This window comes from Acinetobacter sp. T_3_1 (genome assembly GCF_025377055.1).
Taxonomy (GTDB): Bacteria; Pseudomonadota; Gammaproteobacteria; order Pseudomonadales; family Moraxellaceae; genus Acinetobacter; species Acinetobacter kookii.
The window spans coordinates 99,537-125,150 of the sequence record NZ_JACHVD010000007.1; the positions used below are offsets into that span (position 1 = coordinate 99,537).

Sequence of the window (25,614 nt, forward strand, 5' to 3'; positions counted from 1 at the left end):
TTAACATCCAGCTTGTTTAGGATTTTGTATACATTGGTACATAGCCTCACCTGCTTTTCCACCAATTTCACCAGATATAGTACTATGTGCATTTTTAACACCTTCTGAAACAGGTACATTTTTTAATGCTCTACCAGAACCAAATGAACCCAGTGATGAGCCAAATATTTCAAAAACTTTTTGCTTCCCAGTTTTTTTATTATCAACTAATATACTTGCAGTACCTAAAGCTCCACCTACAGCCCCTATAGGCTTTGTATATGGTGAAGGGTAAATTCCAATAATTGTAGCAACTTTACCAGTCTTATCTAAGACCTCAACAATATTCTCATTTGAGATTTCAACCCCTTTTCCTCTTAAAGTTTTATTAACTTCTTCTTGTATTTTTTCATTACTCCATCCTTGATTAACGCCATATTTAATAAGGGATTGGGCAGAAGACATACGATCTGGATTAACAGGAAATGGAATATTCATCTCATTATTCTCCACAGCATTCTGCCCAATCACACCAGCCAATTGCGCGTTATAGCTAGAATCTCCTGCCGCTCCACCTATCACTGCACCAATCCCTGCGGTTAAATCTCTGATTTGCGCTTTTTCGGCTTCTGACAGCAAGTTCGCTTGGAACTCACCATTTACAAAGTACTTAGGATCATCTTTATATTTTTCTGCGAGTTGGTTGGTTAAGTAGTTTGCTGCAGCTTCACTGGCAACCGCAGCACTTCCGCCTGCCGTTGGGTCACCACCATTAATATAAGCAAGTGTTGCACCTAATATCGCATGAGACACTAACTGTGCTGCGGTATTCTTGTCCTCACCATGCCCAAACTTCTCACCAATCACATTGGCTGCATACGGAGCAAGTGCGTTGGCTGCAACTTGAAGATCGGTTTGACCACCAAGTGCACCTGTGACTGCCATCGTCACTGCATTCAATGCTCGACTCTTGTCGCCGCCCATACCCCATTGTTGGGTTACTGCTTTTTCATTCGCAAGGGCCGAAGCATAAGCAGCATTTTGCGCCAAATAGCTATCCTTCTCTGCCACAGGCATCTTTTCAAGTTTAGCCTGTTCTTCTGGACTTAATTGACTCGCAAGTTGTTTACCAATCGCTTCTTTTTCAGAAACCGCTTGTTTTACTTGGTCTTGAGCATAGGTCCGTGAAGCTGCCGCAATCGTAGAAGTTGCATCCGCTACTGTCTTTTGCTTATCCAAAATGGCTTGTAAGTTTGGTAAGGTCTCAAGTGTTCTGCTCGCTGTCGCTGCATCACTATGTATACCGAGCTGTTCTACTGTCGTTGCCTTGCCACCAATATTAATATTACCTGCACTGATCGTCGCATAAGTGATACTACTGTCTTTATCTTTATCCTGCTGCGGCAGACTTGGACTAAAGCTTTTGCTGTCTTTCCAGTTGCTGTTGCTAGTCGGCTGCGGTGCTGGGCTTTTACCGTCTGCTTGACCCAGTTGGGTACCGCCCGACAAGGCAACCGAAGTCGCTTTATAGCCGCTGTGATTTTCAATATTGCTGAAGCTCAGGCTGTTGGCAGTTAAATCATTGTTTTCTTTGCTGGCAGTGGAAGTAATTGCGCCGCCTTGCAAGTCTACACTGTCCGCTTTAACGTGATAACCGCCATCACCGGCAAATAAGCCTGTCTGCTGATTAACACTCGCATAATCACCGGAAGCATTACTGTTGCTATAATTTCCTGAGGCTTGCCATGCCGTACCAAGTGATGCCTGTAAACGTATGCCAGCCCCTGTTTGCTCACTGTCTTGTGCAAGGGTATCTTGCTGGCTGATGATATTAAGCTTTCCACCGACATCTGCATCAATACGGTTGGCTCTGGCTTGTGCACCTTTCAGCGTGATATCGCCTTTGCTCTTGATGCTGATTTGATTTGCATTAAGCGCCGTGTTGTTATGTGTGGTGCTTTCTAAGTGATTGCTGCCTTTGCCATAACCTGCTTCGGCATAGACATATACACCTGTTTGTGCGCCTACTGATACACCTACACCAACTTGTGCACCGGCATTACTGTTTTTACCATCCGCTTTTTGCTGGCTTTGACCTGACTCTAAAAGGATATCTTTTGCAGAGTCTAAGCTGATGGTATCTTTTGCTTTAACCTGTGTGTTTTTGAGATGGATGTCTCCCGCTGTACTGGTCAGATTGATATTGCCACCTGCATTCAGCAAATTGGATTGTGACGCTGAATAGCTCTTGTCTTGGCTGTTTTTACTGGTACTAAACCCAATACCAGTCTCAGCTTTAAATAATGCGCCACCTTGGATATCGCTATAGGTTTGGTAACCTTGTGCTGCTGCAGCAACACCTTGTAATGCTTGTGTACGGTCATCAGCTTTACTCTTGCCAGCATTATCGACTGCATTAATCAAATCAATGAGTGGCGATGTAATTCGGCTAAATACACCTACTTTGAGGTCTTTGCTCGATTGGCTGTCACTGCCAGTATTCTGGTCATCGACGATGCTGATGTTTTTTGCGGTGATGTTGATATCTTTACCGGCAACCACATCAGCTACTTTTTGATTGTCGTTATTCCCTGCTGCAATGTTGACATTGCCATCTAAGCTGCCCAGTTGACTGCGCTCTTGCGTCATACTGACGCTGCTGCTGTTATTCTGATTGGCCATGTAGCCGTCAAAGCGTTCTGTATCAGAAATCTGTGCGCTGCCCCAGCCTTTGCCCTTTTGGCTTTCGCTTTGATTTTGGGTGCTTTGCGCAGACTGAATGTTGATGTCCCTGCCTGCAGACAGGCTGAGATCATTTTGTGAAACCACTTTGCTGCCAATGATATTAATATCACCCACCTCTGTCTGCAGGACTGTTTTTCCGCCGACAGAAAGTTCTGTCCCTACACTTTGACTCAAACTGCCATTGCCGACCCCTTTGTCGTTATAAACACCGATTGGGGCAAGGTGATCCCGGGTATCGATACTGAAGCCGCTGCGTTTGGTATCTGCACTTTGGCTTTCTGTATTGGAAACCGCCAACAGATCAATATTATTCTTGGCATGCAGCAAAGCATTGCCTTCTGCAGAGATTTTCGCACCTTGACTGCGGATATCACCGTCTCTGGCAATAATATTTAAATTGCCGCCGGCGGTCACTTCGGTGCCTACCGACTGAGTGGATGTTGATTGAGAGCTATTGTTAATCTTTTGATGACTGGCCGTGATCACAACCGGTGTCGTTGCCGACATAGTCGCTTTGCGTGCAGTTTCTGCGCTGGACATGATCTTGCCCACTGCGCTGTCAGAGAAGTCATTATTCTCCTTGCTCTTCTTCACAGAAGAGGCCGCGGCAGCTTCAGCGCTGTAAGTGATGCCGACAGAGATGCCGGACTGCTTGCTATCAAACTGGCTTTGCTGTTCCTGACTGATATTCAAGGCATTTAAATGAACATTCGCGCCTTGCAGATTCATGTCTTTAGCTGCTGACAGCTGTGCCGCTTCTGCAGTCAAATCTTTACCAGCCACAATATTCACATCGCCAGCCAGACTCGATACCACACTTTGCGTCAAATCGGTAGATTGAGCGGCATCTTTGCTGTGCACATTGGATTTTCCATAGCCAACACTTGCCACGCCATCTGAAACACTGGCTGTAAATCCAGATTTTTTAACCGTGCTTTCTGATACTTCTGAAGACTGGTTTTCAGCAGCCTTAATTGAAATATTCTCTTTCGCCTGTATCTGCGTTAAATCATCAGAAATGACATTGCTGCCGCGGATGCTGACATTATTGCCATCCAGAATGACCTTGTTGCCATCAATGCTGCTGGCAAGCGCTTCATTGCGCTGTGTTTTAAAATACGAATTTGAGGTTTTTTTACTGAAAGCGCTGCCGCCGGTTTCAATATTCCGCGCTTCAACTTTCTGTTCTGTCCGCCCTTCTGAGATCGTCAAATTGTGTTGCGCTGAAAGCGCCGCAGTTCCTGTAACACTGGATATGTTAGAACCTGTGATCTGAATATTCTGACCCGTCAGGTAAATATCGCCTTGTCCTGCAATTTGGCTGCCGACATCTGTTCGGTAGCTGCTATGGTTGAAGTTTTGCGCATCTGACTGAATATGCGTAGTACGGCCCACATTGACTGTCCCGACATCCACATCCCCAGCCGTCTGAATAACAGTAGAGCCATTGCTGTTGGCGATTTCAGCAGCCTTCATGTGGGTATTGCCGCCCACACGGATACTGATTGTGGTGCTTAAATTCTCTGTATCGGTATTTTGCGTATTCAGCGAACCGTTGACATACAGTCCGGCAACACGGTCTAGACCAATATTTTTTGCCATTCGGATCGATTCGTAAAGACAGACCGTTACTATCAGAAAGGCGGTACTGTTTTTCCTTCGGTAATGCTTTTTTACACAGCACATCAGTAAGCGACATATCTTTGTCCCACATAATTAAACTTATTTAGTGGGTCAAATTGTCCCAATTTTGACCCCAAGAAAGCAAAAATAGGGTCAAACAGCTTAGGACATGGTCGGACAATACAGCCAATAAAAAAGCCTTTAAACATTGAGTTTAAAGGCTTTTTTAGATTCCGATGGATTACTTCGGAAAGAATTTTGGTGGAGGTGGCGGGAGTTGAACCCGCGTCCGCCAGCACTACGCTCGAGAATACTACATGCTTAGATATCGTCTATTGTTTTAACTCTTTGTGACCCGACGAACAGGGTACAAATCGCGATCCTCTAAGTTTAGTACAAAGCCCCGAGGCTTGGCTTTATACGGACTTGTGTGCGTGCGCTTCAGTCGGGATCTCTAACCACAAGTATTCAGAGATGCGGACAAGCTGCCCTTAGGCAGCTAGAGCGTATGATTCGTCGTTTGCGACTATTAAAATGCAAATTTGATTTACGAGAGAAAATGCGCTCTCGACATGCATCTATGAGTTTCATCACCAGCGTCGAAGCCAGAAACACCCCCAAAGTAATCACAATCATAACATAAATGTTCAAACCCGCAGCGCGTTTTTTAAACATTTACACAAACTGATGCGATTAATTCAATAATTGCGTTAATATTTTATTTTTCAAGTCCTATAAAAGAAAAAAATTATGAGCTATTTACTTGCACTCGATCAGGGAACCACTTCTAGCCGTGCAATTATCTTCAATGAACAGGGAAAAGTGCAGGCAACAGCTCAGCGTGAAATACATATCTCTACCCCACATTCAGGCTGGGTAGAACAGGATGCACAGGAAATCTGGACCACACAAATTGCCGTTGTGCAGCAAGCCCTTGCTTCTGCCCGTATTCTGGCCAAAGACATTAAAGCCATTGGACTGACCAATCAGCGTGAAACGACCGTAGTTTGGGATAAGCGCAATGGCAAGCCGCTTGCCCCTGCCATTGTCTGGCAGGACCGCCGTGCAACCGAATGGTGCAACCAGCTACTGCAACAAAATTTGCAACCGACCATCCAGCAAAAAACCGGTTTATTGATCGACCCTTATTTCAGTGCCGGAAAACTGGTCTGGCTGCTGGAAAATATCGAAGGCCTGTATGATCTGGCACAACAGGGACATGTGGCTTTTGGTACCGTCGATAGCTGGCTGATGTGGAATCTAACCCAAGGTGCAGAACATGTCATTGAAGCCAGCAATGCCTCCCGTACCATGCTAATGAATCTGCAAACTCAGGCCTGGGATGAAGAATTGCTGGAGCTGTTTAATATCCCTAAATCGGTTCTGCCGCAAATTATTGCTTCGGATAGCTATATGGCCGACACGGCTACAGGTTTATTGGGCGCAAATATCCCCATTATGGGAATTCTGGGCGATCAGCAATCGGCCCTTTTTGGTCAGTCCTGCTTTGAAGTGGGCAGTGCAAAAAATACCTATGGCACGGGTTGCTTCATGCTGTTCAATACCGGGCATAAGGTGCAATTTAGCCACAACAAGCTCTTGAGCACCTTAGCCTGGCAATGTCATGAAAAAACCACGTATGCACTGGAAGGCAGTGTATTTATGGCGGGTGCCATTGTGCAATGGCTGCGTGATGGTTTAGGAATTATTCAAAACAGTCGTGAAGTCGAACAGCTGGCTTGTCAGGTAAAAGATACCGACGGCGTAGTTTTGGTGCCGGCGTTTACCGGACTCGGTGCGCCGCATTGGGACAGTGATGCGCGTGCCCTGCTCTGCGGCATGTCGCGTGGAACAAATAAAGCTCACATTGCCCGTGCTGCCCTGGAGTCGATTGCCTTTCAGGTCTCCGATGTCCTGATGGCCATGCAATCCGATATTACCCATCCCTTAAAAGAACTACGTGTCGATGGCGGTGCAAGTAGCAATGACATGCTGATGCAGTTTCAGGCGGATATCTTAAATGTGCCGGTATTGCGTCCTAAGATGCTGGAATCTACCGCTTGGGGTGCGGCAGCCATGGCCGGATTAAAAGCTGGCGTATTTTCCAGTATGTCGGATATTTCCGCATCCTGGCAACTGGAGCGGGCTTTTGAACCCAATATGAATGAAGACCAGCGCCAGTTTCATCTCAGCAAATGGCAAACTGCATTAAAGCGGGCCAAATCAGATATTTAATATATTCAAATGTTAGTCCCAGATAAGCAAAAACCGCCTCGAAAAGCGGTTTTTGCTTAATGTGCATGTCCACCCCCGGTGACACCGGTTTTGGGTCTTGGACATAGCCAGATAATCAGCGCGGCAAAAACAAACACCATCGCCAGAATTAAAAACACATGGTTGGCAGATAAGGTAGAGGCTTCTTTATCGACCAGACTCGAAATATAGGCCAAACTGCTTTCTGGACTCATTCCTCTTTGCAGCAGGGTATTTTGCACTTCATCCACATGCAGGCTTCCTGCCATCTCACTACGTGCCACCTTTGCATGATCATCCCACAGGGTTACCGCAATCGATGCACCAATTGCCCCTGCCATGGTTCTGAGGAAGTTCATCAACCCTGCGGCAGAAGCCATTTCCTGTGGCAACACTGAAGCCAATGCCATATTCGAGAGTGGAATAAAGAAGAACGGTACGGCAAAGCCTTGCAAGATTTGCGGCAATGCCAAGGCCATAAAGTCGGCTTCTGTGGTCCAGAAGGCCCGCATCAAGGTTACTCCGCCCAGCAGGCACAAACCAAAACTGGCCAAAGCCCGCTGATCATATTTGGTCGCCAGTTTGGCCACAATGGGCGACATCAGCAAGCTGCCAAAACCCATGGTTGCGGTCAGATAGCCTGCCCAGGTGGCGGTATAGCCCAGATTCACCTGTAACCACTGTGGAATCATAACGATACTGCCAAAGAAAGCACCAAAGCCAAAGGCCAGTGCCAGGACAGAAATGGTAAAACCACGATATCTGAAGATCTGGATATTGACCACTGGATGACGCTCGGTAAGCTCCCAAATGGTAAAAACGATGAGCCCGATCAAGGCAATCATGGCCAAAATGACAATAAAGGGATGATTAAACCAGTCATACTCATGGCCTAAATCCAGCATCAGCTGCAATGCCCCAATCCATAAAATCAACAGCAATAATCCGCCCCTATCAATTTTCAGTGTATTGGTGGCTGTTTCCGCAGATTTCAGCAAACGCATCGCAGCGAGCGCACAGCCAATCCCGACCGGAATATTGATAAAGAAAATCCAGTGCCAGGACCAGTTATCACTAATGGTACCACCCAGAATTGGCCCCAGAATGGGTCCTACCACGGTGGTCATGGCCCACATGCCCATGGCCTGCGACTGTTTCTCCGGCGGGAAAATACGCATCAGCAGGGTTTGACTGAGCGGCATAATCGGCCCGCCAAACAGGCCTTGTCCAATCCGGCAAAATACCAGCATTTCCAGGCTGGTGGATAAACCGCATAGCACCGAAAACAGGGTAAAGCCGAACAGGCTGATGACAAAAATCCGGACCGTGCCAAAGCGTCCCGCCAGCCAACCGGTTAAAGGCACACAAATGGCTTCGGCAACGGCATAGGAGGTAATGACCCAGGTCCCTTGCGATGCAGAAACCGCAAGGCTGCCGGTAATATGCGGAACCGAGACATTGGCAATGGTCATGTCCAGCACGACCATAAAGTTGGCAAAGGCCAGTACAAATGCCGCCAGAAGCAAGCGGCCGCCAGTCAAGTTCGGTATTGGAGCGTAGTTATTCATACATGACTACTTCGAAGACAAATCGATCTTCGCTTCCATGGACAAGCCGACCCTTAATGGATGTTCAGCCAGTTCTTTGGGATCAAGCTTGATGCGAACCGGCAAGCGCTGAACCACCTTAATCCAGTTACCCGTCGCATTTTGTGCCGGAATCAGGGCAAAAGCAGAACCAGTTCCGCCAGAGAAACCTTGTACCGTGCCGTGATACTCAACTGAATCGCCATACAGGTCAGAGGTTAACACCGCTTTTTGACCGGGACGGACTTTCTCCAGCTGGCTTTCTTTAAAGTTGGCATCAACATACAGCTGTGAGGTCGGCACCACCATCATCAATACTGTGCCGGGTGCCACACGCTGACCGACCTGAATATTACGGCGTGTCACCACCCCCTCAAAAGGTGCCTTGATTTCGGTACGTGCCAGATCTAGCAAGGCCTGCTTTAATTTGGCCTGTGCCACCAAAACATCAGGCGTGCTATTTTCATCGGCACCGCGAATCAGCGCTTCATTGGCCGCCAGGTTGCTTTGTGCGGCTTTTTGGCTAGATTTCGCTTGCGCCAAACCGGCTTGAGCCGATGCATAAACCGCTTTGGCGGTATTCAATGCACTTTGCGCAGTGCTGAGTTCTTCTTTAGAAATGGCACCAGAGGCACTGAGCTTTTCACGACGGCTTAAGTCATCCTGTGCCTTGTCCATTTCTGCTTTGGCTTCGGCCACTTTGGCTTCGGCACTATGAATGGCATCATCACTGACAAAAATCTGTGAATTCAGCGAGCTGCTATTGGCCTGCGTCTGCTTGTATTGACGCTGCGCCTTGACCAGTTCCGCTTTGGCGGTAGCCAGGGCAATTTCTGCATCGCGCTGATCAACACGAACCAGCAGCTGACCTTTTTTGACCGTTTGAGTATCACTCACCAGTACCTGTTCAACCTGTCCAGTCACCATGGAGGTAATTGATGCTGTTTCAGCCCCGACATAGGCATTGTCGGTATCAACAGAATGGTTAAAAAATACTGTCCAGACGGCATACAAAATCACGGCAATGATTAAAATCAGCGCGACAAAACCCAAGGCTTTTTTACGCTTGGCTTTTAAGGTCGTATCTGAAACGGGTTCATCGTTTTTTGTTTCTGGCAGGGTGTTTTGAGCATCTGTCATCAATATGTCCTAAATCCAACAAACTTGGTCACCAGCCATCCTGAATGCCTTGTAGTGTTAAGCTACAGGCATAGAGACAAGAGTTGCCCTGAGATGATATCGATGAGAAAGTCATTTTTTCAATTTTATACTGCCAATTTTAATGGTAAAAATTCATAATATGAGAATAAAAATGTAACTCGCCAGTTTAGAAAACAAATTCGGCACCGAATTTTCATTCAATGCCGAATTATTGCTCTTGGTTTTACTTCTTTTACCTTGTCAGGCTTAAAACAAACTTAATACGCATAAGAAGCAATTGCGGTTGCAATCGGTTTGTTTTCATCATTCACTAAAGTCATGCGCATGGTGCACCCCTTACGGCCTAAACGTAAAGTTTCGGCATGTGCGGTAAAGGACTTGCCACGACCCGGCGCGAGATAATCGACCCGCATATCGACTGTTGCCAAACGCGATACCTTTTTAATGGTCTCGGGTAAATCATCAGGCGTAGCTTTCTTGTACAGCTCCCCCATAGCCACAATGCCGCCAATGCTGTCCAAAATGGTCGCCGCAACGCCGCCATGCAAAATCTGGAATGCCACATTGCCAATCATATACGGCTGCATGTCGATATGGGCCTCAATCTGCCCATCCACCACCCGCATGTTCATGCCATTGTGCTGAAAGAAAGGAGATTTGTTAAAAGCCTTGCATAACTGGTTCAGCAGTACATCAATATCAACTTTCGAGCCGAAATGTATATGACCGGTCCAACTTTTTTCTCTTTCGTTTACCATTCGCTCGAATTTCCTGATTGAATAAAAATCTGTTAAACATCACCCAAAAACATATTCTAGGGCTACAATAGCCAAAGTTTAATACTGATCATTGAGATTGTTATGACCTATACGTTCAATCGTCCAGCATTTCCCGCTACCCGCATGCGCCGCATCCGTAAAAACGACCAGTTACGTGCCATGGTACGTGAAACCCAGCTGACGACCGATCATCTCATTTACCCAGTATTCGTCCTTCCGGGGCAGAACCAAACCCAAGACATTCCAAGCATGCCGAATGTACAGCGTCTGTCTGCCGACCTGCTGTTAAAAAAATCTGAACGTCTACTGGAATTGGGCGTTTCTAAATTAGCGCTCTTCCCTGTTACCCCACAAGAAGATAAAAGTCTGTCCGCTGAAGCGGCCTGGCGTGAGGATGGTCTGGTCCAAAATACCGTTCGCCTGCTAAAAAAAGAATTGCCAGAAATGGTGCTGATCACGGATGGCGCTTTAGACCCCTATACCACGCATGGCCAGGACGGCATCATTGATGACACCGGCTATGTACTAAATGATGAAACGGTAGAATGTCTGATTAAACAAGCCTTAAGTCATGCCGAAGCCGGTGCAGATGTGGTTGCACCGAGTGACATGATGGATGGCCGGATTGGTGCTATTCGTCATGCGCTGGAAGCCAATGGTCATATCTATACCAATATCATGGCTTATTCAGCCAAATATGCCTCCAGCTTCTATGGTCCCTTCCGTGATGCCGTCGGTTCATCGACAAACCTGAAAGGTGGCAACAAGTACAATTACCAGATGGACATCGGCAACCGTGCCGAAGCGCTGCATGAAATTGCCCTGGATATTCAGGAAGGTGCAGACATGGTGATTGTCAAACCGGGCATGCCTTATCTGGATATCGTCCGTGAAGTGAAAGACACGTTTGGGGTTCCGACATTCGTGTATCAGGTCAGTGGTGAATACGCCATGCTGGCCGGTGCCATTCAAAATGGCTGGCTGTCCGACAGCGTGATTATTGAATCCCTGATGAGTTGCCGCCGTGCCGGTGCTGATGGCATCTGGACCTACTTTGCCGAAGAAGCGGCTCTTAAACTGAAAGACATGAAATAAGGATTTGTGGTCTAAGCGATGAAAATTGCCATTATTGGAGCGGGCATTAGCGGTCTGCTGTCTGCTTTAGAACTGGTGGAACAGGGATGTTCCGTGAGGATTTTCGATCAGCAGCAGGCAGGAAAAGCTGCCTCCTGGGCCGGTGGCGGGATTCTCTCCCCAATGTATCCATGGCGCTATCCGCACGCGGTGAATCAGCTGGCGCAATATGGCAAGCAATTGTATTTAGACTGGAACAAAAAGTTAAAGCCTGTTTCCGGCATTGACTTTGAAATTCATGAAAGCGGTATGCTGATTTTTGATGAAGCTGATTTTGAAAGCGGTCTGAATTATGCCGAGCAGTTTCAGGAACCGATGCAGCAATGTGAATATTTACAACAGGAACAGATCGAACAGCTGAATCCTTATATTGATTCCAAATTTCAACACGCCATTTATTTTCCCCAGATTGCCAATGTTCGAAACCCGCGCTTACTGCAATCTATGGTGGCCTATTTAAAACAGCATCCACAAGTCGAATTTATCGAACACTGCCCGATTGAACAGTTCAATATCAAAAATGGCAAGGTTCAGTCTGTACAGGCTAAAAATGGCAAAACTTATGATGCAGATCAGTTTGTAATCACCACTGGCGCCTGGTCGCAGCGCTGGTCTGAACAACTGGATCTGGAAATTCCAGTTCGTCCGGTTCAGGGACAGATGGTGCTGTTTAAAACCCCGGCAAACTGGTTACCGACCATGTGCATGAATGATGTGATGTATTTAATTCCACGTCTGGACGGTCATGTGGTCTGTGGTTCCAGTATGGCGGATTGTGGTTTTGACACCACCCCAACAGTAGCAACCAAGCAGAAAATTCTGGAGGCCTGTTTCGAGATGGTACCCGAACTGGCTAATTTTCCCATCGAAAAACAATGGGCCGGTTTAAGACCGGGTTCCCCAACCGGTATCCCTTATGTCGGTAAAATACCCGAGATGGAGAATGTGTGGGCCAACTTCGGACATTTCCGTAATGGCTTGTGTATGGGTCCCGCCTCTGCACAATTGCTCAGACAGCTGATGCTGGGCCAAACTCCTCTCGTAAACCCGGCAGCTTACAGCCCTGCACGCCTCAAATCTGAAGCAGAGTTAATGGTGCACTAATATCTCTTCCAAAGCGCTGTTCAAGGTCGGATATTTAAACTCAAAACCGGCCTTTTTGAGTGCTTGTGATTGTACATATTGGCCATTCAATACCAGTTGTGACTGCTCACCCAGCATGCATCGCAAAACGAAAGCTGGTAAAGAGAACACCGGTTTACGTTTTAAAACCTGGGCAGCAGTTTGGACAAACTGCGCTTGCGAGACTTTTTCAGGTGACACGACATTAAATATTTGTGCTTCAGTTTCATGCAGCATTAAAAATTCGATGGCACGCAGCACATCCTGAACATGCACCCACACGACGGGTTGCCGCCCGTGTCCAATCTGTCCCGCCAGATTCAGTTTAATCGGCAAGAGCATGCGCGGCAGAATCCCGCCATTTTTCCCAAACACAATGCCAAGACGAATAATCGTGGTTTTTTGCTGACTAAAACTGAGGGCAGCCTGCTCCCACAACTGGCACAATTCCGACATAAAAATGGACTGGGGTGCGGACTGTTCGGTACATGTTTCTAACCATTGTTCAGTCGGGTCTATACCGTAATAGCCAACGGCGGAACCGGAAATAATCCGCTTTGGAAAAATCTGTCTTTTTTCCAGGTAGCGATAGAGCTGCTGCGTGGTTTCTACCCGACTTTCAATCAGTTGTTGTTTTCTTTTGGCTGTCCAGCGTCCCTGTCCAATGCTTTCACCCGCCAGGTTGATCACGTAATCAATGCGGTCGGTTTTCAGTTCATCTAAATGCTGAATCCAGATGAGATCCGGATGATTTGAGCGTTTATTTTTCTGGCGGGTCAGCCCCACCACGGCATAATCCCGATCCAACAAATAAGGCAGCAGATGCGAGCCGATAAAACCACTGCCGCCTGTAATCAAGACACATGCTTTTTGCATTTTCGGATCTCGCCTGTTTTTTCTTATCTATAGATCAAGACGGTATAAAACTCAAGCCTACATCCGTTTCGTTTAGCCAAACATTTTTTGCGCCATGCGCTGTGCCTGTTTGCCGTAAAACCAATAGGTCAAAAGATACAGCGGAATGGCAATCAGCAAGACCATGATCAGCACCATACTCATAAATTTCGGATTTTTGAGATATAAAAGAAAATTCTGCCAGACTTCGGGGTCATTTTTGGCAAAAAGGACAATGCCGAGCAATAAAAAGGCCAGGTTATAGCCCCAGAAAATCAGGCTGAATCCCAAGGTGATTTTTTTTTGTTCTTGCGCGGTTGGCGCGCGTCGTTGCTGTTTTAAAAACTTATACAGCACCAAAATCATGGCCGTTAAATAAGGCACGATGGTCAGAATGCCGCCCATGCCGGTTGGCAATAAAGCAGCCAATACACCGCAGATACAGGTAAAAATAAAACAGAAGAAAAAAAACCATAAAAAATATCGGGTTAGTGACACAACAGGCCTGCATGAGCAACTTTTAGATGATCAGTATAAAAAAAATTGAGTTTTTTTTCATTTTATTGTCAACCAATCTGTAAAATGCTGCGTTATATAGGGTACGAAGTTCATAAACCGTTAATTTGTACCGGCATCCACAATATTTTCGGTGAACTTTTCTAAAGCAATAAACTTGGTTTCAGGTTTTAGTGAGGAACAGCAGCCCAAGCTAAAACTTGCAACAGATTTTTTGACCGACGATTTCATCATCACTCGAATCGTCGGTCTTTTATTTTCTACATTCTATTTTAATCTTAAGTTTCAGTCCGGGAATAGATCTATACACTTCTTGCATCAATCACTGTTTTTATAAAATAACAAATGAGTAAGCCATTCAAAATTGATTTACCCATGCCGTGATTTACTTCATTCCAAAGATGAGCTTCAATCCCAACAGCGTCATGATCCCGCCTGCGGCACGGTCAAAAGCGGCTTTAAATTTTAAATAGACACGGCGTGGTTTTTCCGCCGACAAGGCCACTGCAACCAGTGAGCACCAGCCTGCATCAATAAAGAAACACAGTAGCGGCAACACAAAATAATAATAGGTCGGAATTTCTTTGGGTAAAAGTGCGGTAAAAATACTGGCCAGCACAATCGCAATTTTCGGATTGGAAAGCTGGGTAATCAGGCCTGTGGCGAATGCACGGCGCAATGACATTTGGGCCTGTAAATCATGGCCAGATTCAATCGGTGTTTTGGCATGTTTAATAATTTTAAACGCCAGCCACAGCAAATATAAACCGCCGCAAATTTTCAAAGCCAAATAAGCAGATGGCACCGCCAATAAAAATGCCTGCAATCCAAGCACAGCCAACAGGCCAAAAATGGCAGCGCCTGTGCCTGTCCCTAAAGCGGTAAACACACCATGCCGACGTGAAATCGCAATTGAATTTTTAGCGACATAAATCGAAGTCGGTCCAGGACTCATTGCGCCTAGCATTAAGGCAAATGCAATTGAGCCCAAAATCCAAAATGATTCCACAAGTCCACCTACTGAAATTAATTCCGCGGCAATTTTACAATTTAAAAGCCTGAATATCCCCCTGAATTTCACCTCTTTTTCAGAATTTCACCGCATCATTCACCAAGAATTAAATCAATTGCCTAATAAATCACTAAGCAGGCAATCAAAGCCCTCATTTATTAGAAAATGGATGAAATGAACACAAGTATGGCTCTGCGTAGCGAGAGATATGGAGGAATATAAAATAGAGGTTTATAGGGTAAAAGATCGTTACAGTTACAATGAAATTGGCTGTATACATATATTTTTATGAATGTACTCAAACAGACAAAAAATCCGCATATCATTTCAGTAATAATTTTTTAGATACATATAAATTCAGACCTGCCAATTGGCAGGTCGAGCTTGATTTAACATGAGATTAAATATCGGTTTCAGCTCGGTTTACTCTTGAGCAACAGGCTGGATTTCACGCGCATTCAGTTGAGAAAGCTGGTAATCCTGATCATGCACAGGTACACCACCAATAATCATGGTACGTGCTGTTTTCGGCTTGTTATAATCATTTTCGGCATCGCAAGCTGTCATTAACAGTAACATGCATAGCGATAAACCCACGGATAGCGTCTTCATCACATATCCTCTTTTTTCATCATTGTTCTAACTTTTAGATTAACACTAATGAGTATTTTTCAATCATTATTTTTATAATTTTAATTCAATTATTTAAGATATATTTACAAATAAGCCCTGTGTAAATATGCGCAAGAGCAAAAATCATCAGGCATTATTTTCAGGTCCTGCCTGATATTGAAATATCGCTGTGATGATCCTGACGAAAACAGCGTGCCATAAATCATTTTATTTTACGTACAATGCAGTCTCATATTGATGGATCATGATGAAATGTTTGACCCTATTGCCCAGTCAGTGACTTACCAAAAGCTAAGACTGGATGCCCCCGTGACTGTGACCGTGAAGCGTTTGGATCAGATTCATCCACAAATTTCCGGCAACAAGTTTTTTAAACTGAAATACAACTTTCAGGAAGCACAGCAGCAAGGGTTTAAAAAAGTCCTGACTTTTGGCGGTGCCTATTCCAATCATATTGCTGCCACCGCTTATGCAGCGCATCTGTTTGGCTTTGCCAGTGTAGGCATGATCCGGGGGGAAGAACTCAAAGATAAAACGCTCAACCCTACCTTGGCCACGGCGCAGCAATTGGGTATGCAACTGCATTTTGTTTCACGTGAACAGTACCGGCAAAAAGATCAGCCTGAATATCTGGCCGCCTTAAAACAGCACTATCCGGAGCATTACCTCATTCCCGAAGGTGGAACGAACACGCTGGCCATTCAAGGCTGCAAGGAAATTTTAACAACCGAAGACCGGCACAACTATGACGTGATCTGCTGTGCGGTTGGAACAGGTGGCACCATTTCAGGGCTGATTGAGGCAAGTGCAGCCCATCAGAGCGTGCTGGGTTTTTCGGCCTTAAAAGGCGATTTTTTAAAGTCGGAGGTCGAGCAATGGACGACGAAGAAAAACTGGAAAATCACCGATGCCTACTGCTGTGGTGGTTATGCCAAAACCACGCCGGCGCTGTTACAGTTTATGCAGTCCTTCGAAGCCGAGCACCGCATTCCTTTAGAACAGGTTTATACCGCTAAAATGATGTACGGACTGATGGGTTTAATTCAGCAAAATTACTTCCCGCAAGGTTCACGAATTTTGGTCATTCATACGGGCGGCTTGCAAGGTCGGCATAGAGATGAATATCTATCCTGAAATTGAGCGCAAAATTGTCTATAATGCCCTGCTTTTATCTCCCACGGGTTACTCATGTCTACAAATCAGTATGATGTCATTGTTTTAGGTGCAGGTGCATCAGGTCTGATGTTGGCATTTATGGCAGCCCAGCGTGGCCGTAAAGTTTTAGTACTGGAAAAAGCCAACAAGGTGGGCAAAAAAATCCTGATGTCAGGTGGCGGTAAATGTAATTTTACCAATCTGTACGTCGAGCCTGAAAACTACATTTCACATAACCCGCACTTCGTAATCTCGGCCTTAAGCCGCTATACCAACTGGGACTTTATTGGTCTGGTCTGTGAACATGGCATTGAATATGAAGAACGTAAACACGGTCAGTTATTTACCTTAAACGGAGCTAAGGAAATTTTGGCCATGCTGCTGGCTGAATGTGACAAAACCGGCCTAGTCGACATTAAAACCAGCTGTGAAGTCAAAGCGGTTACCGCTATAGATGATCAAGGTTTTCAGGTTGCAACTACTCTAGGTTATTTCCAGGCTGAATCTGTCGTTGTGGCAACGGGCGGTTTGTCTGTACCGACGCTGGGCGGCTCAGGGATTGGTTATGACATTGCCAAACAGTTCGGCCATCATGTGCACCCGACCCGTGCAGGCCTGGTGCCCTTTACTTTTTCCGACCAGTTTAAAGAGGTGACCACCCGTTTAAGCGGTAATGCCGTCGATGCTACCCTGTCGAATGATTTAAACAGTTTTACCGAAGCCCTGCTGTTTACCCATCGCGGTTTAAGTGGCCCAAGTTCATTACAGTTGTCCAACTACTGGAATGTCGGCCAAAGTTTTACCATCAATTTCCTGCCTAATCTTGATCTGACAGATTTCTTTAAAGCCAAGAAATCCAGCCAGCCCAAAGTGTTGCTACGCACCTTGTTAAATGAGCATCTGCCAAAAAGTGTGGTACTGGAACTGCAAAATCTGATCTGGGCAGAATTTGCCGACACAGCGATCGGTAATTTGAGCGATGATAAACTGGAACAGGTCGCCAAGCGCCTGCATCATTTTGAAGTAAAACCCTCAGGAACCGAAGGCTACCGGACTGCGGAAGTGACCTTGGGCGGTGTTGATACCACTGAAGTATCATCCAAGACCATGGAAAGCAAAAAACAGAAAGGCTTGTACTTTGTCGGTGAGGTTCTGGATGTGTCGGGTCATTTAGGTGGTTTTAATTTTCAATGGGCATGGGCGTCTGCACATGCCGCATCGCAGTATGTTTAATCCATTGCAACTGAATTATTCTAAATAATCCGTACGTAAAATTTCAATATTCTGCTTCTGCTGCATACGCACAATTGCTTGATCCATCTTTGCAACTGCTTGTGTATGTTGGCAGTCTTGTTGAAATGCTTGCCCGACTAAACCTAAAAGTTTTTTAACTAACATCATAATTTCCCCTCAATAATTATTTATACGTCCCAGTATAGAATGATGAATATTTCAAGAATATTAAAACTAAGTCTTTATATTCTTTAAATATTACAATTATATTTAGCATAATACATGCCAACAATCGAGCATTTATTGATTATTTTTTATCTAAATTTTCTCGATATTCTGGTTTTTTCTGTTGATGTTCAACTTTAAGTTTGGCAAATATAAATTTATATGCACTCATAAGAAACCCAACTGTTATACCTGCGATCACAATTGGTGCAAGAAACTTATTCGGTTCTCTTTTACTCTTTTTGCTCTCCTGTTCAGGATTAGGGTCTGTTGACGATCCGTTCATAATTTTGACAATGCATATTTTAACGGATCTCAGGCTTGCAATAGAAAATCTGGTCATCTTACTGACTGCTTCTTAATAATAGAGCAGCAAAAAGCATGCCCATCTGTTGTGCACAAACAAAGCAGCGCTTTGTTTGTGCAATATATGACCTATTGCTTTCCGCAATAGTTATTGGTCATCTTTGGGCTTAGGATTATTTTTGTCTGTGTTGCTGTGAAGATCAACATCAGATTCTGCCTCACCTGTAGATCCAAAAGGATTATTTTCTGGCGGGTGTTTAGAATCAACGCGGATAGAATCCGGAACACTCTGATCTGGATCAGGTTTTTGTGCCTCTTGTGGTGCCGTGGTTAATGAAGCAGGAGTTGGATTGGATAAACCCGGAGTCGAAACATTTTTTTGATCAGCTCCTGGAAAGTGAGACTCGGCAATCGGTTTTGCCGGATCAGAAGCAGGTGCTGCTCCCCCATCCATTTCCAGTTCAGAAGATTTATCCACCGATGCATCAGGACCTGGTTTTGAATTTTCCGTGCCATGTTCAGTAAATTCACGTGCTGCCTGGGCGGAAACTGAGCTTGAACTCTGCCCTGAACTGATTCGGTCCGAATTGTCCTGACGCAAGGGATTAGGCTGCTTCGCCTCTTTTTTGCATTTATCAATCAAGTCGGTCAAGACACGTTGTGCCGGATCGCGCCCACCTAAACCAAAGGCCAATGCGAAGGCAACGGCGACAGCACCCAAAGTTAAGCCGAAAGCCAGATTGACGATGGAATCGGCAATACCCATTGCACGCAAGCCCATGGCAATCACCAAGCCCATAATCAATATACGAACCAGATTTGCCAGCCAGCGTGAACTGACATATTCACCTCGGCCAATTACCTTGGCGACCAGATTTGCCAGCCAGAATCCAATCATCAGGATGACTGCACCCAGCAAGATATTGGCACCAAATTGAATAAACATTGAAATCAGTACACTAATCTGTTCAAAACCAAGCCGGTTTGCTGCTTCAGATACCGCAAACAGCATGGTAAAGAACACAATCAGATAACCAATAATTGACGATACTTTAGTTGTGCCTAAAAAGCGTTGTGCATCCATTTTGGCAGGAATTTCATCTACACCTGTCCCAGATACAATGTCCACCACCAGTTTAGCCACAAAGCGTGACACCACATACGCCAGAATAAGAATCAGGGCAGCTGCAATAATATGTGGAATGGCATTCATGATTTCATACAACATGGCCGTGGCCGGTTGTGAAATCGCTTCAACACCCAGTGCTTCAAAGCCAATAATCAGGGCAGTAATAATAATAATCGCAAAGACAAATGAGCCGAGTACCTGGGGCAGATTGGAATTTTTAAACATCCCGATTTTCTGGGCATGCTGCTGAAGATTTAAACTGCCCACCAGACCTTCGACAATACCGCGTACAATTTTTGCCAGAATATAACCGACAAATACGATCACAGCGGCAATAAAGATATTCGGCAAGAATGAGACAACTTCATTCACCATGTTCTGTACTGGAGCAAGCAATCCGGTTAAGCCCAGAATAGACAGTACAATTGGCAAGAATAATAATAAAATCAGCCAATAAACAATGTCACTAATGTTCTGGCTTATTGGGCTGACACCCACATCAGCACTTAACTTTTCATCCAGTTCAGTTCGGTCCAACAGTTTTTGCAGTCCCATTTTGACCAGATTCGCAACAATCCAGCCAATAAAACCGACCGCAATAGCTGCTAAAAGTTGAGGAATAAACAACAGGAATTGCTGGATCATATTGCTGAATGGCCCGCTCACGCTGGTGAGATTCAGCACATTCAACGCGCCTATGACGGCAATGATCATTACAATCCAGAAGATGATACGCGAAATGATATTTTCAACATTTGAGCGATGTCCTGTCGCTCCAGAAAGTCTTTGATTTGTTCCAAGCTTTTGTAAAACTTTTTTAATTCCTGCCGCAATAATAAGGGCAACAATCCAACCTATGATTAAAATGGCGATGGCAGCGAGAATAGGATGAAACTGATTCCAATAGTACATCGCATCAAATTCACCCCCTCTAGGGCCTCCAGAAAAATACTCATTCATATTGTCATGTCCTCTTGTTATTACTTATTGAATTTCTACAGATGAATAACTGGGTTATGTTGGCTCAGCTCAACCTAAAATGATGACGTTAAGAACACATTAGAATTCGATTATTTTTTCTTCAATACAAACCAGCATAAATACAACAAAAGCGCACATTAGATTGCAAAAAGCTCCAATCCTTTCAGACCAGAGCTTTAAAAAATGACATTGAGATTATGCGTTTAGTTGCTGTTTCCTCGGCCGATACCGACATTATCGGTCGCCTCACCTATTGCACTTTTTTCACCCGGTTCTGTTACAGTATCGGCATCTGTAGCAACGGCTTCATCGGTTGCTGTTGCAGTGCCGGTAGTCGCGGTATTGTTTGGTGTGGCAGGTTGGACAGTGGGGTCAGGATGCCCTGGAGGAGCATCTTGTGATTCCGGTTTAGTATAGGCAAACATGTAAACCAGTACGGCAATGAAGAACACCCCTACAAGAAGAAGGATATACACTGGCAAACGTTTTTTTTGAGATCTTTCTTCTTCACTCGTAACATGAGGCGGTTTATTAAAATCATGTGTCATGTTTTTTCCCCTCTTTTATTTCATTCCATGTATTTATATTAACTATATTTCCTGATCAGTTATGTATAAAAGCATAGTGACATGGTGAAGACTTGTAATTTTCACTTAAAAAACAGCAGTTCAGAAAGCAGTTGTTTAAATGTGTTTAAGGCAAGAAGGGTGTGTCGATTCAATTTCCAGTCAGGCTGTCATTCTTTTCTATAGCTCTTTTAAAGTTACTGCTGCTGTTGCCTTTATCGCAGTCTATGGGACTGTTATTCCATTTTTATATGTGGAACAAGACACTGTTATTTTAATTGAAGCCCCAGCAAAATTTTAACCATGCAGAGGAAAGGAGTTTAAGTTACGGTTTTTAAAATAGGAAAATTAACCGATTTTTTAAACTTGGCTGAGCTTTCAGGATGAAGCATGCTTTAGGTGCTGAAAGGCTTAAAATGAGCTATAATTATCCACCTCGTTTTTCATGCTGCTTAACTTTATGGCGTATCGTCAGCAATCTGTAACGCTTGATTTGGACACTGACGTCACTCATCAATGTTGTTTGCATTACACTCGTGATGGACATCTCATTGGGATTATTGAATTTAATAAGCCGAGTTACGTGCTTAAATGGGGTGATCTGGAATATTTCCGTCGCCGTACCGAAGAATTTTCTGTGATGCCGTTTCCTGAATGCATCAATGCCATGGTAATTGACATTCGCAATATTGCCCCGTTTATAGACAATGAAGTGCCCATTATTCCTTGGCGCTTACTGGAAGAAGAATGTCCGATCCGTCTGGTGGTTCCCCAAGAACGGCTTGAATATTATGCAGGGATTTTTGAACCCACCTGGCTGACCAGTGATGTGGATACTGCCATTCAGGAAATCCGTGAATTTATTGATATGTTTGTTCACTAAACTAGTGATCATAAAAAACCTCCTCATTGGAGGTTTTTTTTGTGACTAAATCTCCTCCCTTTTTTAAAGGGAGGTCGGGAGGGATTAGTTTTTAGATGATTTACATCTGATTGAATTTCCCCAACTCCTCCTTTTACCTCAAGTCACTTACCAATAATTCTCCACCGCAATATTACCTTCACCACGGCGGTTCATTTTCAAGCCACGTGCTTTTAATGCTTCTTTGGTGTCTTCCACCATTTGCGGGTTACCGCAAAGCATGACATGGCTGGTGTCTACATTTAATTGCAGTCCCACCACTTTTTCCAGTTCACCATTTTCAATCAGTACCGGTAAACGGTCATGCAAGGCTGCATGGGGGTCACGGGTAATAATCGGGACAAATTTAAAGCCCGTATGCCCTTCACCAAAGGTTTCAGCTATTTCCTGAATACGCTCGACATAAGCCAGTTCGGCTTCAGTACGTACACTATAGACCAGATTGATCTTTTGATATTTCGACCAGGTTTCAAAGTCTTGCAGCATGGAAATAAATGGTGCCAAACCTGTGCCAGTGGCGAGTAGCCACAAGTCATGCGGCAAAGGAAGCTGATAACGTGCCAAGGTTAAAAAACCATAGGGGATTTTTTCCAGGTACAGCCCATCACCCACTTGTAGATGTTGCAGGTTAGAGGTGAATGCCCCGTCCGGCACGACAATTGAAAAGAATTCCAAGGTTTCATCAAAGGGCGATGACACCACAGAATAAGCCCGCACCACCAGTTCATCGCCTACTTTTAGGCCAATACGTGCAAACTGACCTGCGGTAAATTTAAAATGCGCAGGTCGAGTCATGGTAAAACTGAATAAGGTATTGGTCCAGCGGTGTACAGATAAAACTTTTTCTAAGCTAAATTTTTCAATTGACATGATTTCAGCGTGGCATGAAAGACTGTGCTCATGGTAGCATGACCACATAATTTATTAATATTTTTTAAATGTTAAGGCTCTATTCATGCGCATGACCTTACGCCAGTTGGCTGTTTTTGTAGCAGTCGCACAAGAAGGCACAGTAACCAAAGCCAGCGATGCCGTTAAGCTCACGCAAAGTGCTGCAAGTATGGCTTTAGCGGATTTGGAAGATGGCTTGGGTGCTCCACTGTTTGACCGTCTCGGTAAACGCCTACAACTCAATGATTTAGGTCGTTTCTTACTTCCGCAAGCGCTGGAAATTTTAGGTCGCTGCGAAGCTTTTGAACAGGCGGCCAAAGGTGAATTGCAAAGTATTGACCTGCGCCTAGGAGCAACCTTAACCATTAGTGATTACCTGATGCCCGACCTGATGGCGAACTTTCTGCAAATTCAGCCGCAAGCACATCTGCAGTTGCAAGTCGGCAATACCCGTCAGATGATTGAAGCCGTGAACCAGTTCCAGCTGGATTTAGCCTTGATTGAAGGTTCATGTCATCTTCCACAGTTGCAATGTATACACTGGCGTGACGATGAACTGGCAGTATGCTGTTCACCCGAGCATCCATTGGCAAAACTGGACCGCGCAATTACCGCTAAAGATTTTGACCATGTCGAATGGATTTTACGTGAAGAAGGTTCAGGTACCCGTGAGGTATTTGACAATGCCATTTTAAAAGACCTTCCAGATGCCAATATCCGTTTAACACTCGGTCATAATGAAGCGATTCTTAAAATTGTGGCTGGCGGTTTAGGCATGTCCTGTATTTCTAAACTCGCCATTGAACCTTTACGTGAAAAAGGTCAGCTGGTCATTTTAGACACCCCTTTCTGGCAGCTGACCCGTCCTTTATTCATGTTGGTGCATCGTCAAAAATATCAGGGACCTGGTCTAAAAGCCTTTATGAAATTCTGTGAAGAATAAAAAATATTAAAAAAAGCGCCTAAATGGCACTGCTGTCCCATAGTTGAATCCCAGGTATTAGATTCGTGAGTGTGGCAAGGATGCCACACATTCCCCATCACGACAGGATGTCGTGTATGGGGAATAAAGACTTTTGCCTACTTTTGGTCTGTCAAAAGTAGGGTTTAGCCTACACAAAGTTACCTCAACTTTTAAAGAAAAGACAAGGCTGTGAAAAATTAAATATCAAATACTTAAATTTAAAATATCATCATATTGATTCGATACTGAAATAAAATTCAAATTATGGGACAGCAGTGGCCTAAATGGCGCTTTTTTATTACCAGCGTGAATCATTTTCACACGGTATGCCGTCACCGTCACCATCCATTTTATGATTGGGACAGTTTTGCACATACCACACAGCTTCTGCTCTTGAGCTCATTNGGACAGCAGTGGCCTAAATGGCGCTTTTTTATTACCAGCGTGAATCATTTTCACACGGTATGCCGTCACCGTCACCATCCATTTTATGATTGGGACAGTTTTGCACATACCACACAGCTTCTGCTCTTGAGCTCATTTGACTGCAATGCTGCCGTTCATCACATTTAAATTGTGCTGTTGCCAGCCTCACGCCATTTTGCTGATCAATACTGGCACTAATTTTTTCCGAGCGCGGTCTAGTGGTATTGTAAGTTTCACCCGCCAGATTACGCTGCCCTTGCTCCGACAATACCGCTTCGGGTAAATCTCCCAGCGCTTCACGCTGTTCTGACACAATACGCTGCTGCTCTATAATCAATTGTTGTGCTTTCAGCTGCTCTGCGGTGCGATAATCCTGATATTGACCATAACCGATCACAGCAAGCCCTGCCAAAATGATCAGGACAATGCCGGACAGGATTCGGCCTTTCTGTGAAGCTTTATTATAACGTGGTGAAGCCGTCTTCTTTTTTCTGCCTTCCGGCTTGACCGGCATGCTATCCGCTGAGGCAGACTGCAGGTCCAGTCGCACAATACGATCGGCTTTGAACTTGCCGTCATCTTCCACAATAATAAATTTTAAGCTCTCCCCTACTTTAGGTTCGACACTGCTCTGGGGAACATCTTTAATGTGAAAGAAAATGTCCTTCACTTCCCCTTCCTGTACTGCAATAAATCCAAAACCGCGCTCTGCGTTATAGGTTTTGACTTTCCCCTGAAGCAACATAAAACACTCTTTTTCATTTATATTTTTTCTTATTATAATAAAAAAGAGGCTAAAAAGCCTCTTTTCCGATTATCGTCAAAAGTAACCCGGAACATTCTCATGCTGAACTAAAAAACTGGAATATTCAGCCTCGAAAATTTGACAACAAGGCAGATGTAATCGACTGATTATGCGTCGATACTTTTGATTTTTTCGCTTTTGCTGAATGATCTGCAACGCGCTCTATGCGAACGGCCTTGTACTTGTCGCCATTCTTCACAGCTACAAACTTTACCCGTTCATTACGTTTCGGTTCACCTTCTGCCGCAGGGAAATCTGAAATATGAAAGAAAATATCCCCTTCAGCCGAACCAATAAAACCAAAGCCTTTTTCAGGGTCATACTTCTTGATCTTCCCCTGATATACTTCATTTTTCATGCTGCTGCCCTATGCTAAAAAATGCCATGTCTACAGTATATAAAAAAAGAGGCATGAAGCCACTGCTGTCCCATAGTTTGCTTTAAATAAAAAAACCTGAGTCCTAACAGTTAAAATATGAGTGCAAACAAACACTTTAACGACCAGGATTCAGGTTTTGTCACATCAGAATACCGTATTTCATGAGCTAATTAAACCTGTTGTGCGACAGGATTT

26 protein-coding genes and 1 other RNA gene are annotated in these 25,614 nt (G+C 44.7%); 8 read left to right on the forward strand and 19 right to left on the reverse strand.

Translation table 11 applies throughout. The features are described 5' to 3' along the window. From H4I94_RS16315 to ssrA, 3 genes are all read right to left on the reverse strand, one after another. Entirely contained in the window at nucleotides 1-4,200 is a 4,200-nt protein-coding gene (locus H4I94_RS16315) for a hemagglutinin repeat-containing protein (protein WP_409976760.1), read from the reverse strand. Continuing rightward, complete coding sequence (locus H4I94_RS16320) at nucleotides 4,187-4,423, reverse strand: Arm DNA-binding domain-containing protein (RefSeq protein ID WP_409976757.1); 237 nt, start codon at nucleotides 4,421-4,423, stop codon at nucleotides 4,187-4,189. The genes H4I94_RS16315 and H4I94_RS16320 overlap by 14 nt, the downstream gene beginning before the upstream one ends. 183 nt (nucleotides 4,424-4,606) lie before the next feature. Beyond that, nucleotides 4,607-4,966: a transfer-messenger RNA gene (gene ssrA, locus H4I94_RS09140) on the reverse strand. A gap of 131 nt (nucleotides 4,967-5,097) precedes the next feature. Here ssrA and glpK point away from each other — a divergent pair. Then, a complete protein-coding gene (glpK, locus tag H4I94_RS09145; RefSeq protein ID WP_261182870.1) occupies nucleotides 5,098-6,582 on the forward strand; it encodes a glycerol kinase GlpK in 1,485 nt (494 codons plus the stop codon). Between the two features lie 56 nt (nucleotides 6,583-6,638). On the opposite strand, the gene H4I94_RS09150 is transcribed toward glpK, so the two are convergent. From H4I94_RS09150 to H4I94_RS09160, 3 genes are all read right to left on the reverse strand, one after another. Then, entirely contained in the window at nucleotides 6,639-8,168 is a 1,530-nt protein-coding gene (locus H4I94_RS09150) for a DHA2 family efflux MFS transporter permease subunit (protein ID WP_261182871.1), read from the reverse strand. Between the two features lie 6 nt (nucleotides 8,169-8,174). After that, nucleotides 8,175-9,326 (reverse strand): HlyD family efflux transporter periplasmic adaptor subunit, encoded by a 1,152-nt coding sequence (locus tag H4I94_RS09155; RefSeq protein WP_261182872.1) that lies wholly within the window; start codon nucleotides 9,324-9,326, stop codon nucleotides 8,175-8,177. A gap of 278 nt (nucleotides 9,327-9,604) precedes the next feature. Further along, nucleotides 9,605-10,105, reverse strand: a complete 501-nt coding sequence (locus H4I94_RS09160) for a thioesterase family protein (RefSeq protein ID WP_131273655.1) — start codon at nucleotides 10,103-10,105, stop codon at nucleotides 9,605-9,607. Nucleotides 10,106-10,207: 102 nt separating this feature from the next. On the opposite strand from H4I94_RS09160, the gene hemB reads away from it, so the two are divergent. Then, nucleotides 10,208-11,221 (forward strand): porphobilinogen synthase, encoded by a 1,014-nt coding sequence (gene hemB, locus H4I94_RS09165; RefSeq protein ID WP_092818830.1) that lies wholly within the window; start codon nucleotides 10,208-10,210, stop codon nucleotides 11,219-11,221. Nucleotides 11,222-11,239: 18 nt separating this feature from the next. Further along, nucleotides 11,240-12,364: a glycine oxidase ThiO gene (gene thiO, locus H4I94_RS09170; RefSeq protein ID WP_261182874.1), complete on the forward strand. Its 1,125-nt coding sequence runs from the start codon at nucleotides 11,240-11,242 to the stop codon at nucleotides 12,362-12,364. On the opposite strand, the gene H4I94_RS09175 is transcribed toward thiO, so the two are convergent. From H4I94_RS09175 to H4I94_RS09195, 5 genes are all read right to left on the reverse strand, one after another. Then, the gene (locus H4I94_RS09175) at nucleotides 12,350-13,258 is read right to left on the reverse strand and encodes a TIGR01777 family oxidoreductase (RefSeq protein ID WP_261182875.1); all 909 of its coding nucleotides are present in this window, start codon (nucleotides 13,256-13,258) and stop codon (nucleotides 12,350-12,352) included. The two genes, thiO and H4I94_RS09175, sit on opposite strands and share 15 nt — an antisense overlap. A gap of 72 nt (nucleotides 13,259-13,330) precedes the next feature. Further along, a complete protein-coding gene (locus tag H4I94_RS09180; RefSeq protein ID WP_261182876.1) occupies nucleotides 13,331-13,774 on the reverse strand; it encodes an ABZJ_00895 family protein in 444 nt (147 codons plus the stop codon). Between the two features lie 120 nt (nucleotides 13,775-13,894). Beyond that, nucleotides 13,895-14,026, reverse strand: coding sequence for a hypothetical protein (locus H4I94_RS09185; protein ID WP_261182877.1), 132 nt, complete (start codon nucleotides 14,024-14,026; stop codon nucleotides 13,895-13,897). 151 nt (nucleotides 14,027-14,177) lie between these two features. Next, entirely contained in the window at nucleotides 14,178-14,801 is a 624-nt protein-coding gene (locus H4I94_RS09190; RefSeq protein ID WP_092818834.1) for a LysE family translocator, read from the reverse strand. Nucleotides 14,802-15,227: 426 nt separating this feature from the next. Continuing rightward, nucleotides 15,228-15,416, reverse strand: coding sequence for an NF038215 family lipoprotein (locus tag H4I94_RS09195; protein WP_261182878.1), 189 nt, complete (start codon nucleotides 15,414-15,416; stop codon nucleotides 15,228-15,230). 273 nt (nucleotides 15,417-15,689) lie between these two features. On the opposite strand from H4I94_RS09195, the gene H4I94_RS09200 reads away from it, so the two are divergent. Both H4I94_RS09200 and H4I94_RS09205 read left to right on the forward strand, forming a co-directional pair. Then, nucleotides 15,690-16,571, forward strand: coding sequence for a 1-aminocyclopropane-1-carboxylate deaminase/D-cysteine desulfhydrase (locus tag H4I94_RS09200; protein WP_261182890.1), 882 nt, complete (start codon nucleotides 15,690-15,692; stop codon nucleotides 16,569-16,571). A 54-nt stretch (nucleotides 16,572-16,625) separates the two neighbouring features. Further along, the gene (locus H4I94_RS09205; RefSeq protein ID WP_092818836.1) at nucleotides 16,626-17,825 is read left to right on the forward strand and encodes an NAD(P)/FAD-dependent oxidoreductase; all 1,200 of its coding nucleotides are present in this window, start codon (nucleotides 16,626-16,628) and stop codon (nucleotides 17,823-17,825) included. A 15-nt stretch (nucleotides 17,826-17,840) separates the two neighbouring features. Here the strand turns inward: H4I94_RS09205 and H4I94_RS09210 are convergent, their stop codons facing one another. The 4 genes from H4I94_RS09210 to H4I94_RS09225 form a co-directional block, all read right to left on the reverse strand. Further along, nucleotides 17,841-17,993 carry a hypothetical protein gene (locus H4I94_RS09210; protein ID WP_165493294.1) on the reverse strand — a complete coding sequence of 51 codons (153 nt, stop codon included), beginning with the start codon at nucleotides 17,991-17,993 and terminating at the stop codon, nucleotides 17,841-17,843. Between the two features lie 139 nt (nucleotides 17,994-18,132). Continuing rightward, nucleotides 18,133-18,336: a hypothetical protein gene (locus H4I94_RS09215; protein WP_261182891.1), complete on the reverse strand. Its 204-nt coding sequence runs from the start codon at nucleotides 18,334-18,336 to the stop codon at nucleotides 18,133-18,135. Between the two features lie 168 nt (nucleotides 18,337-18,504). After that, nucleotides 18,505-20,445 carry a mechanosensitive ion channel gene (locus tag H4I94_RS09220; RefSeq protein ID WP_261182879.1) on the reverse strand — a complete coding sequence of 647 codons (1,941 nt, stop codon included), beginning with the start codon at nucleotides 20,443-20,445 and terminating at the stop codon, nucleotides 18,505-18,507. Between the two features lie 224 nt (nucleotides 20,446-20,669). Further along, nucleotides 20,670-21,014, reverse strand: a complete 345-nt coding sequence (locus H4I94_RS09225; protein WP_092818839.1) for a hypothetical protein — start codon at nucleotides 21,012-21,014, stop codon at nucleotides 20,670-20,672. A gap of 139 nt (nucleotides 21,015-21,153) precedes the next feature. Here H4I94_RS09225 and H4I94_RS09230 point away from each other — a divergent pair, with 139 nt between their 5' ends. Then, the gene (locus H4I94_RS09230; protein ID WP_261182880.1) at nucleotides 21,154-21,333 is read left to right on the forward strand and encodes a hypothetical protein; all 180 of its coding nucleotides are present in this window, start codon (nucleotides 21,154-21,156) and stop codon (nucleotides 21,331-21,333) included. 159 nt (nucleotides 21,334-21,492) lie between these two features. Next, a complete protein-coding gene (locus H4I94_RS09235; protein WP_092818970.1) occupies nucleotides 21,493-21,915 on the forward strand; it encodes a hypothetical protein in 423 nt (140 codons plus the stop codon). A gap of 147 nt (nucleotides 21,916-22,062) precedes the next feature. Here H4I94_RS09235 and H4I94_RS09240 read toward each other — a convergent pair whose 3' ends face one another. After that, the gene (locus H4I94_RS09240) at nucleotides 22,063-22,824 is read right to left on the reverse strand and encodes a ferredoxin--NADP reductase (protein ID WP_261182881.1); all 762 of its coding nucleotides are present in this window, start codon (nucleotides 22,822-22,824) and stop codon (nucleotides 22,063-22,065) included. An 85-nt stretch (nucleotides 22,825-22,909) separates the two neighbouring features. Between H4I94_RS09240 and gigC the strand changes: the two genes are divergently transcribed. Then, a complete protein-coding gene (gene gigC, locus H4I94_RS09245; protein WP_261182882.1) occupies nucleotides 22,910-23,788 on the forward strand; it encodes a LysR family transcriptional regulator GigC in 879 nt (292 codons plus the stop codon). Between the two features lie 319 nt (nucleotides 23,789-24,107). Here gigC and H4I94_RS09250 read toward each other — a convergent pair whose 3' ends face one another. From H4I94_RS09250 to H4I94_RS09260, 3 genes are all read right to left on the reverse strand, one after another. Beyond that, nucleotides 24,108-24,212, reverse strand: a complete 105-nt coding sequence (locus tag H4I94_RS09250) for an excalibur calcium-binding domain-containing protein (RefSeq protein ID WP_261182883.1) — start codon at nucleotides 24,210-24,212, stop codon at nucleotides 24,108-24,110. A 33-nt stretch (nucleotides 24,213-24,245) separates the two neighbouring features. Then, entirely contained in the window at nucleotides 24,246-24,980 is a 735-nt protein-coding gene (locus H4I94_RS09255; RefSeq protein ID WP_261182884.1) for a cold shock domain-containing protein, read from the reverse strand. Nucleotides 24,981-25,104: 124 nt separating this feature from the next. Continuing rightward, complete coding sequence (locus H4I94_RS09260) at nucleotides 25,105-25,398, reverse strand: cold shock domain-containing protein (RefSeq protein WP_092818845.1); 294 nt, start codon at nucleotides 25,396-25,398, stop codon at nucleotides 25,105-25,107. Between the last annotated feature and the right edge of the window lie 216 nt (nucleotides 25,399-25,614).

Bases quoted from the DNA above. Each gene is read 5' to 3' on its own strand.
- H4I94_RS16315 (WP_409976760.1), bottom strand. From the start codon at position 4,200: ATGAAGGCTGCTGAAATCGCCAACAGCAATGGCTCTACTGTTATTCAG.
- H4I94_RS16320 (WP_409976757.1), bottom strand. From the start codon at position 4,423: ATGTCGCTTACTGATGTGCTGTGTAAAAAAGCATTACCGAAGGAAAAA.
- glpK (WP_261182870.1), top strand. From the start codon at position 5,098: ATGAGCTATTTACTTGCACTCGATCAGGGAACCACTTCTAGCCGTGCA.
- H4I94_RS09150 (WP_261182871.1), bottom strand. From the start codon at position 8,168: ATGAATAACTACGCTCCAATACCGAACTTGACTGGCGGCCGCTTGCTT.
- H4I94_RS09155 (WP_261182872.1), bottom strand. From the start codon at position 9,326: ATGACAGATGCTCAAAACACCCTGCCAGAAACAAAAAACGATGAACCC.
- H4I94_RS09160 (WP_131273655.1), bottom strand. From the start codon at position 10,105: ATGGTAAACGAAAGAGAAAAAAGTTGGACCGGTCATATACATTTCGGC.
- hemB (WP_092818830.1), top strand. From the start codon at position 10,208: ATGACCTATACGTTCAATCGTCCAGCATTTCCCGCTACCCGCATGCGC.
- thiO (WP_261182874.1), top strand. From the start codon at position 11,240: ATGAAAATTGCCATTATTGGAGCGGGCATTAGCGGTCTGCTGTCTGCT.
- H4I94_RS09175 (WP_261182875.1), bottom strand. From the start codon at position 13,258: ATGCAAAAAGCATGTGTCTTGATTACAGGCGGCAGTGGTTTTATCGGC.
- H4I94_RS09185 (WP_261182877.1), bottom strand. From the start codon at position 14,026: ATGATGAAATCGTCGGTCAAAAAATCTGTTGCAAGTTTTAGCTTGGGC.
- H4I94_RS09195 (WP_261182878.1), bottom strand. From the start codon at position 15,416: ATGAAGACGCTATCCGTGGGTTTATCGCTATGCATGTTACTGTTAATG.
- H4I94_RS09200 (WP_261182890.1), top strand. From the start codon at position 15,690: ATGTTTGACCCTATTGCCCAGTCAGTGACTTACCAAAAGCTAAGACTG.
- H4I94_RS09205 (WP_092818836.1), top strand. From the start codon at position 16,626: ATGTCTACAAATCAGTATGATGTCATTGTTTTAGGTGCAGGTGCATCA.
- H4I94_RS09210 (WP_165493294.1), bottom strand. From the start codon at position 17,993: ATGATGTTAGTTAAAAAACTTTTAGGTTTAGTCGGGCAAGCATTTCAA.
- H4I94_RS09215 (WP_261182891.1), bottom strand. From the start codon at position 18,336: ATGAACGGATCGTCAACAGACCCTAATCCTGAACAGGAGAGCAAAAAG.
- H4I94_RS09220 (WP_261182879.1), bottom strand. From the start codon at position 20,445: ATGAATGAGTATTTTTCTGGAGGCCCTAGAGGGGGTGAATTTGATGCG.
- H4I94_RS09225 (WP_092818839.1), bottom strand. From the start codon at position 21,014: ATGACACATGATTTTAATAAACCGCCTCATGTTACGAGTGAAGAAGAA.
- H4I94_RS09230 (WP_261182880.1), top strand. From the start codon at position 21,154: ATGTGTTTAAGGCAAGAAGGGTGTGTCGATTCAATTTCCAGTCAGGCT.
- H4I94_RS09235 (WP_092818970.1), top strand. From the start codon at position 21,493: ATGGCGTATCGTCAGCAATCTGTAACGCTTGATTTGGACACTGACGTC.
- H4I94_RS09240 (WP_261182881.1), bottom strand. From the start codon at position 22,824: ATGTCAATTGAAAAATTTAGCTTAGAAAAAGTTTTATCTGTACACCGC.
- gigC (WP_261182882.1), top strand. From the start codon at position 22,910: ATGCGCATGACCTTACGCCAGTTGGCTGTTTTTGTAGCAGTCGCACAA.
- H4I94_RS09250 (WP_261182883.1), bottom strand. From the start codon at position 24,212: ATGAGCTCAAGAGCAGAAGCTGTGTGGTATGTGCAAAACTGTCCCAAT.
- H4I94_RS09255 (WP_261182884.1), bottom strand. From the start codon at position 24,980: ATGTTGCTTCAGGGGAAAGTCAAAACCTATAACGCAGAGCGCGGTTTT.
- H4I94_RS09260 (WP_092818845.1), bottom strand. From the start codon at position 25,398: ATGAAAAATGAAGTATATCAGGGGAAGATCAAGAAGTATGACCCTGAA.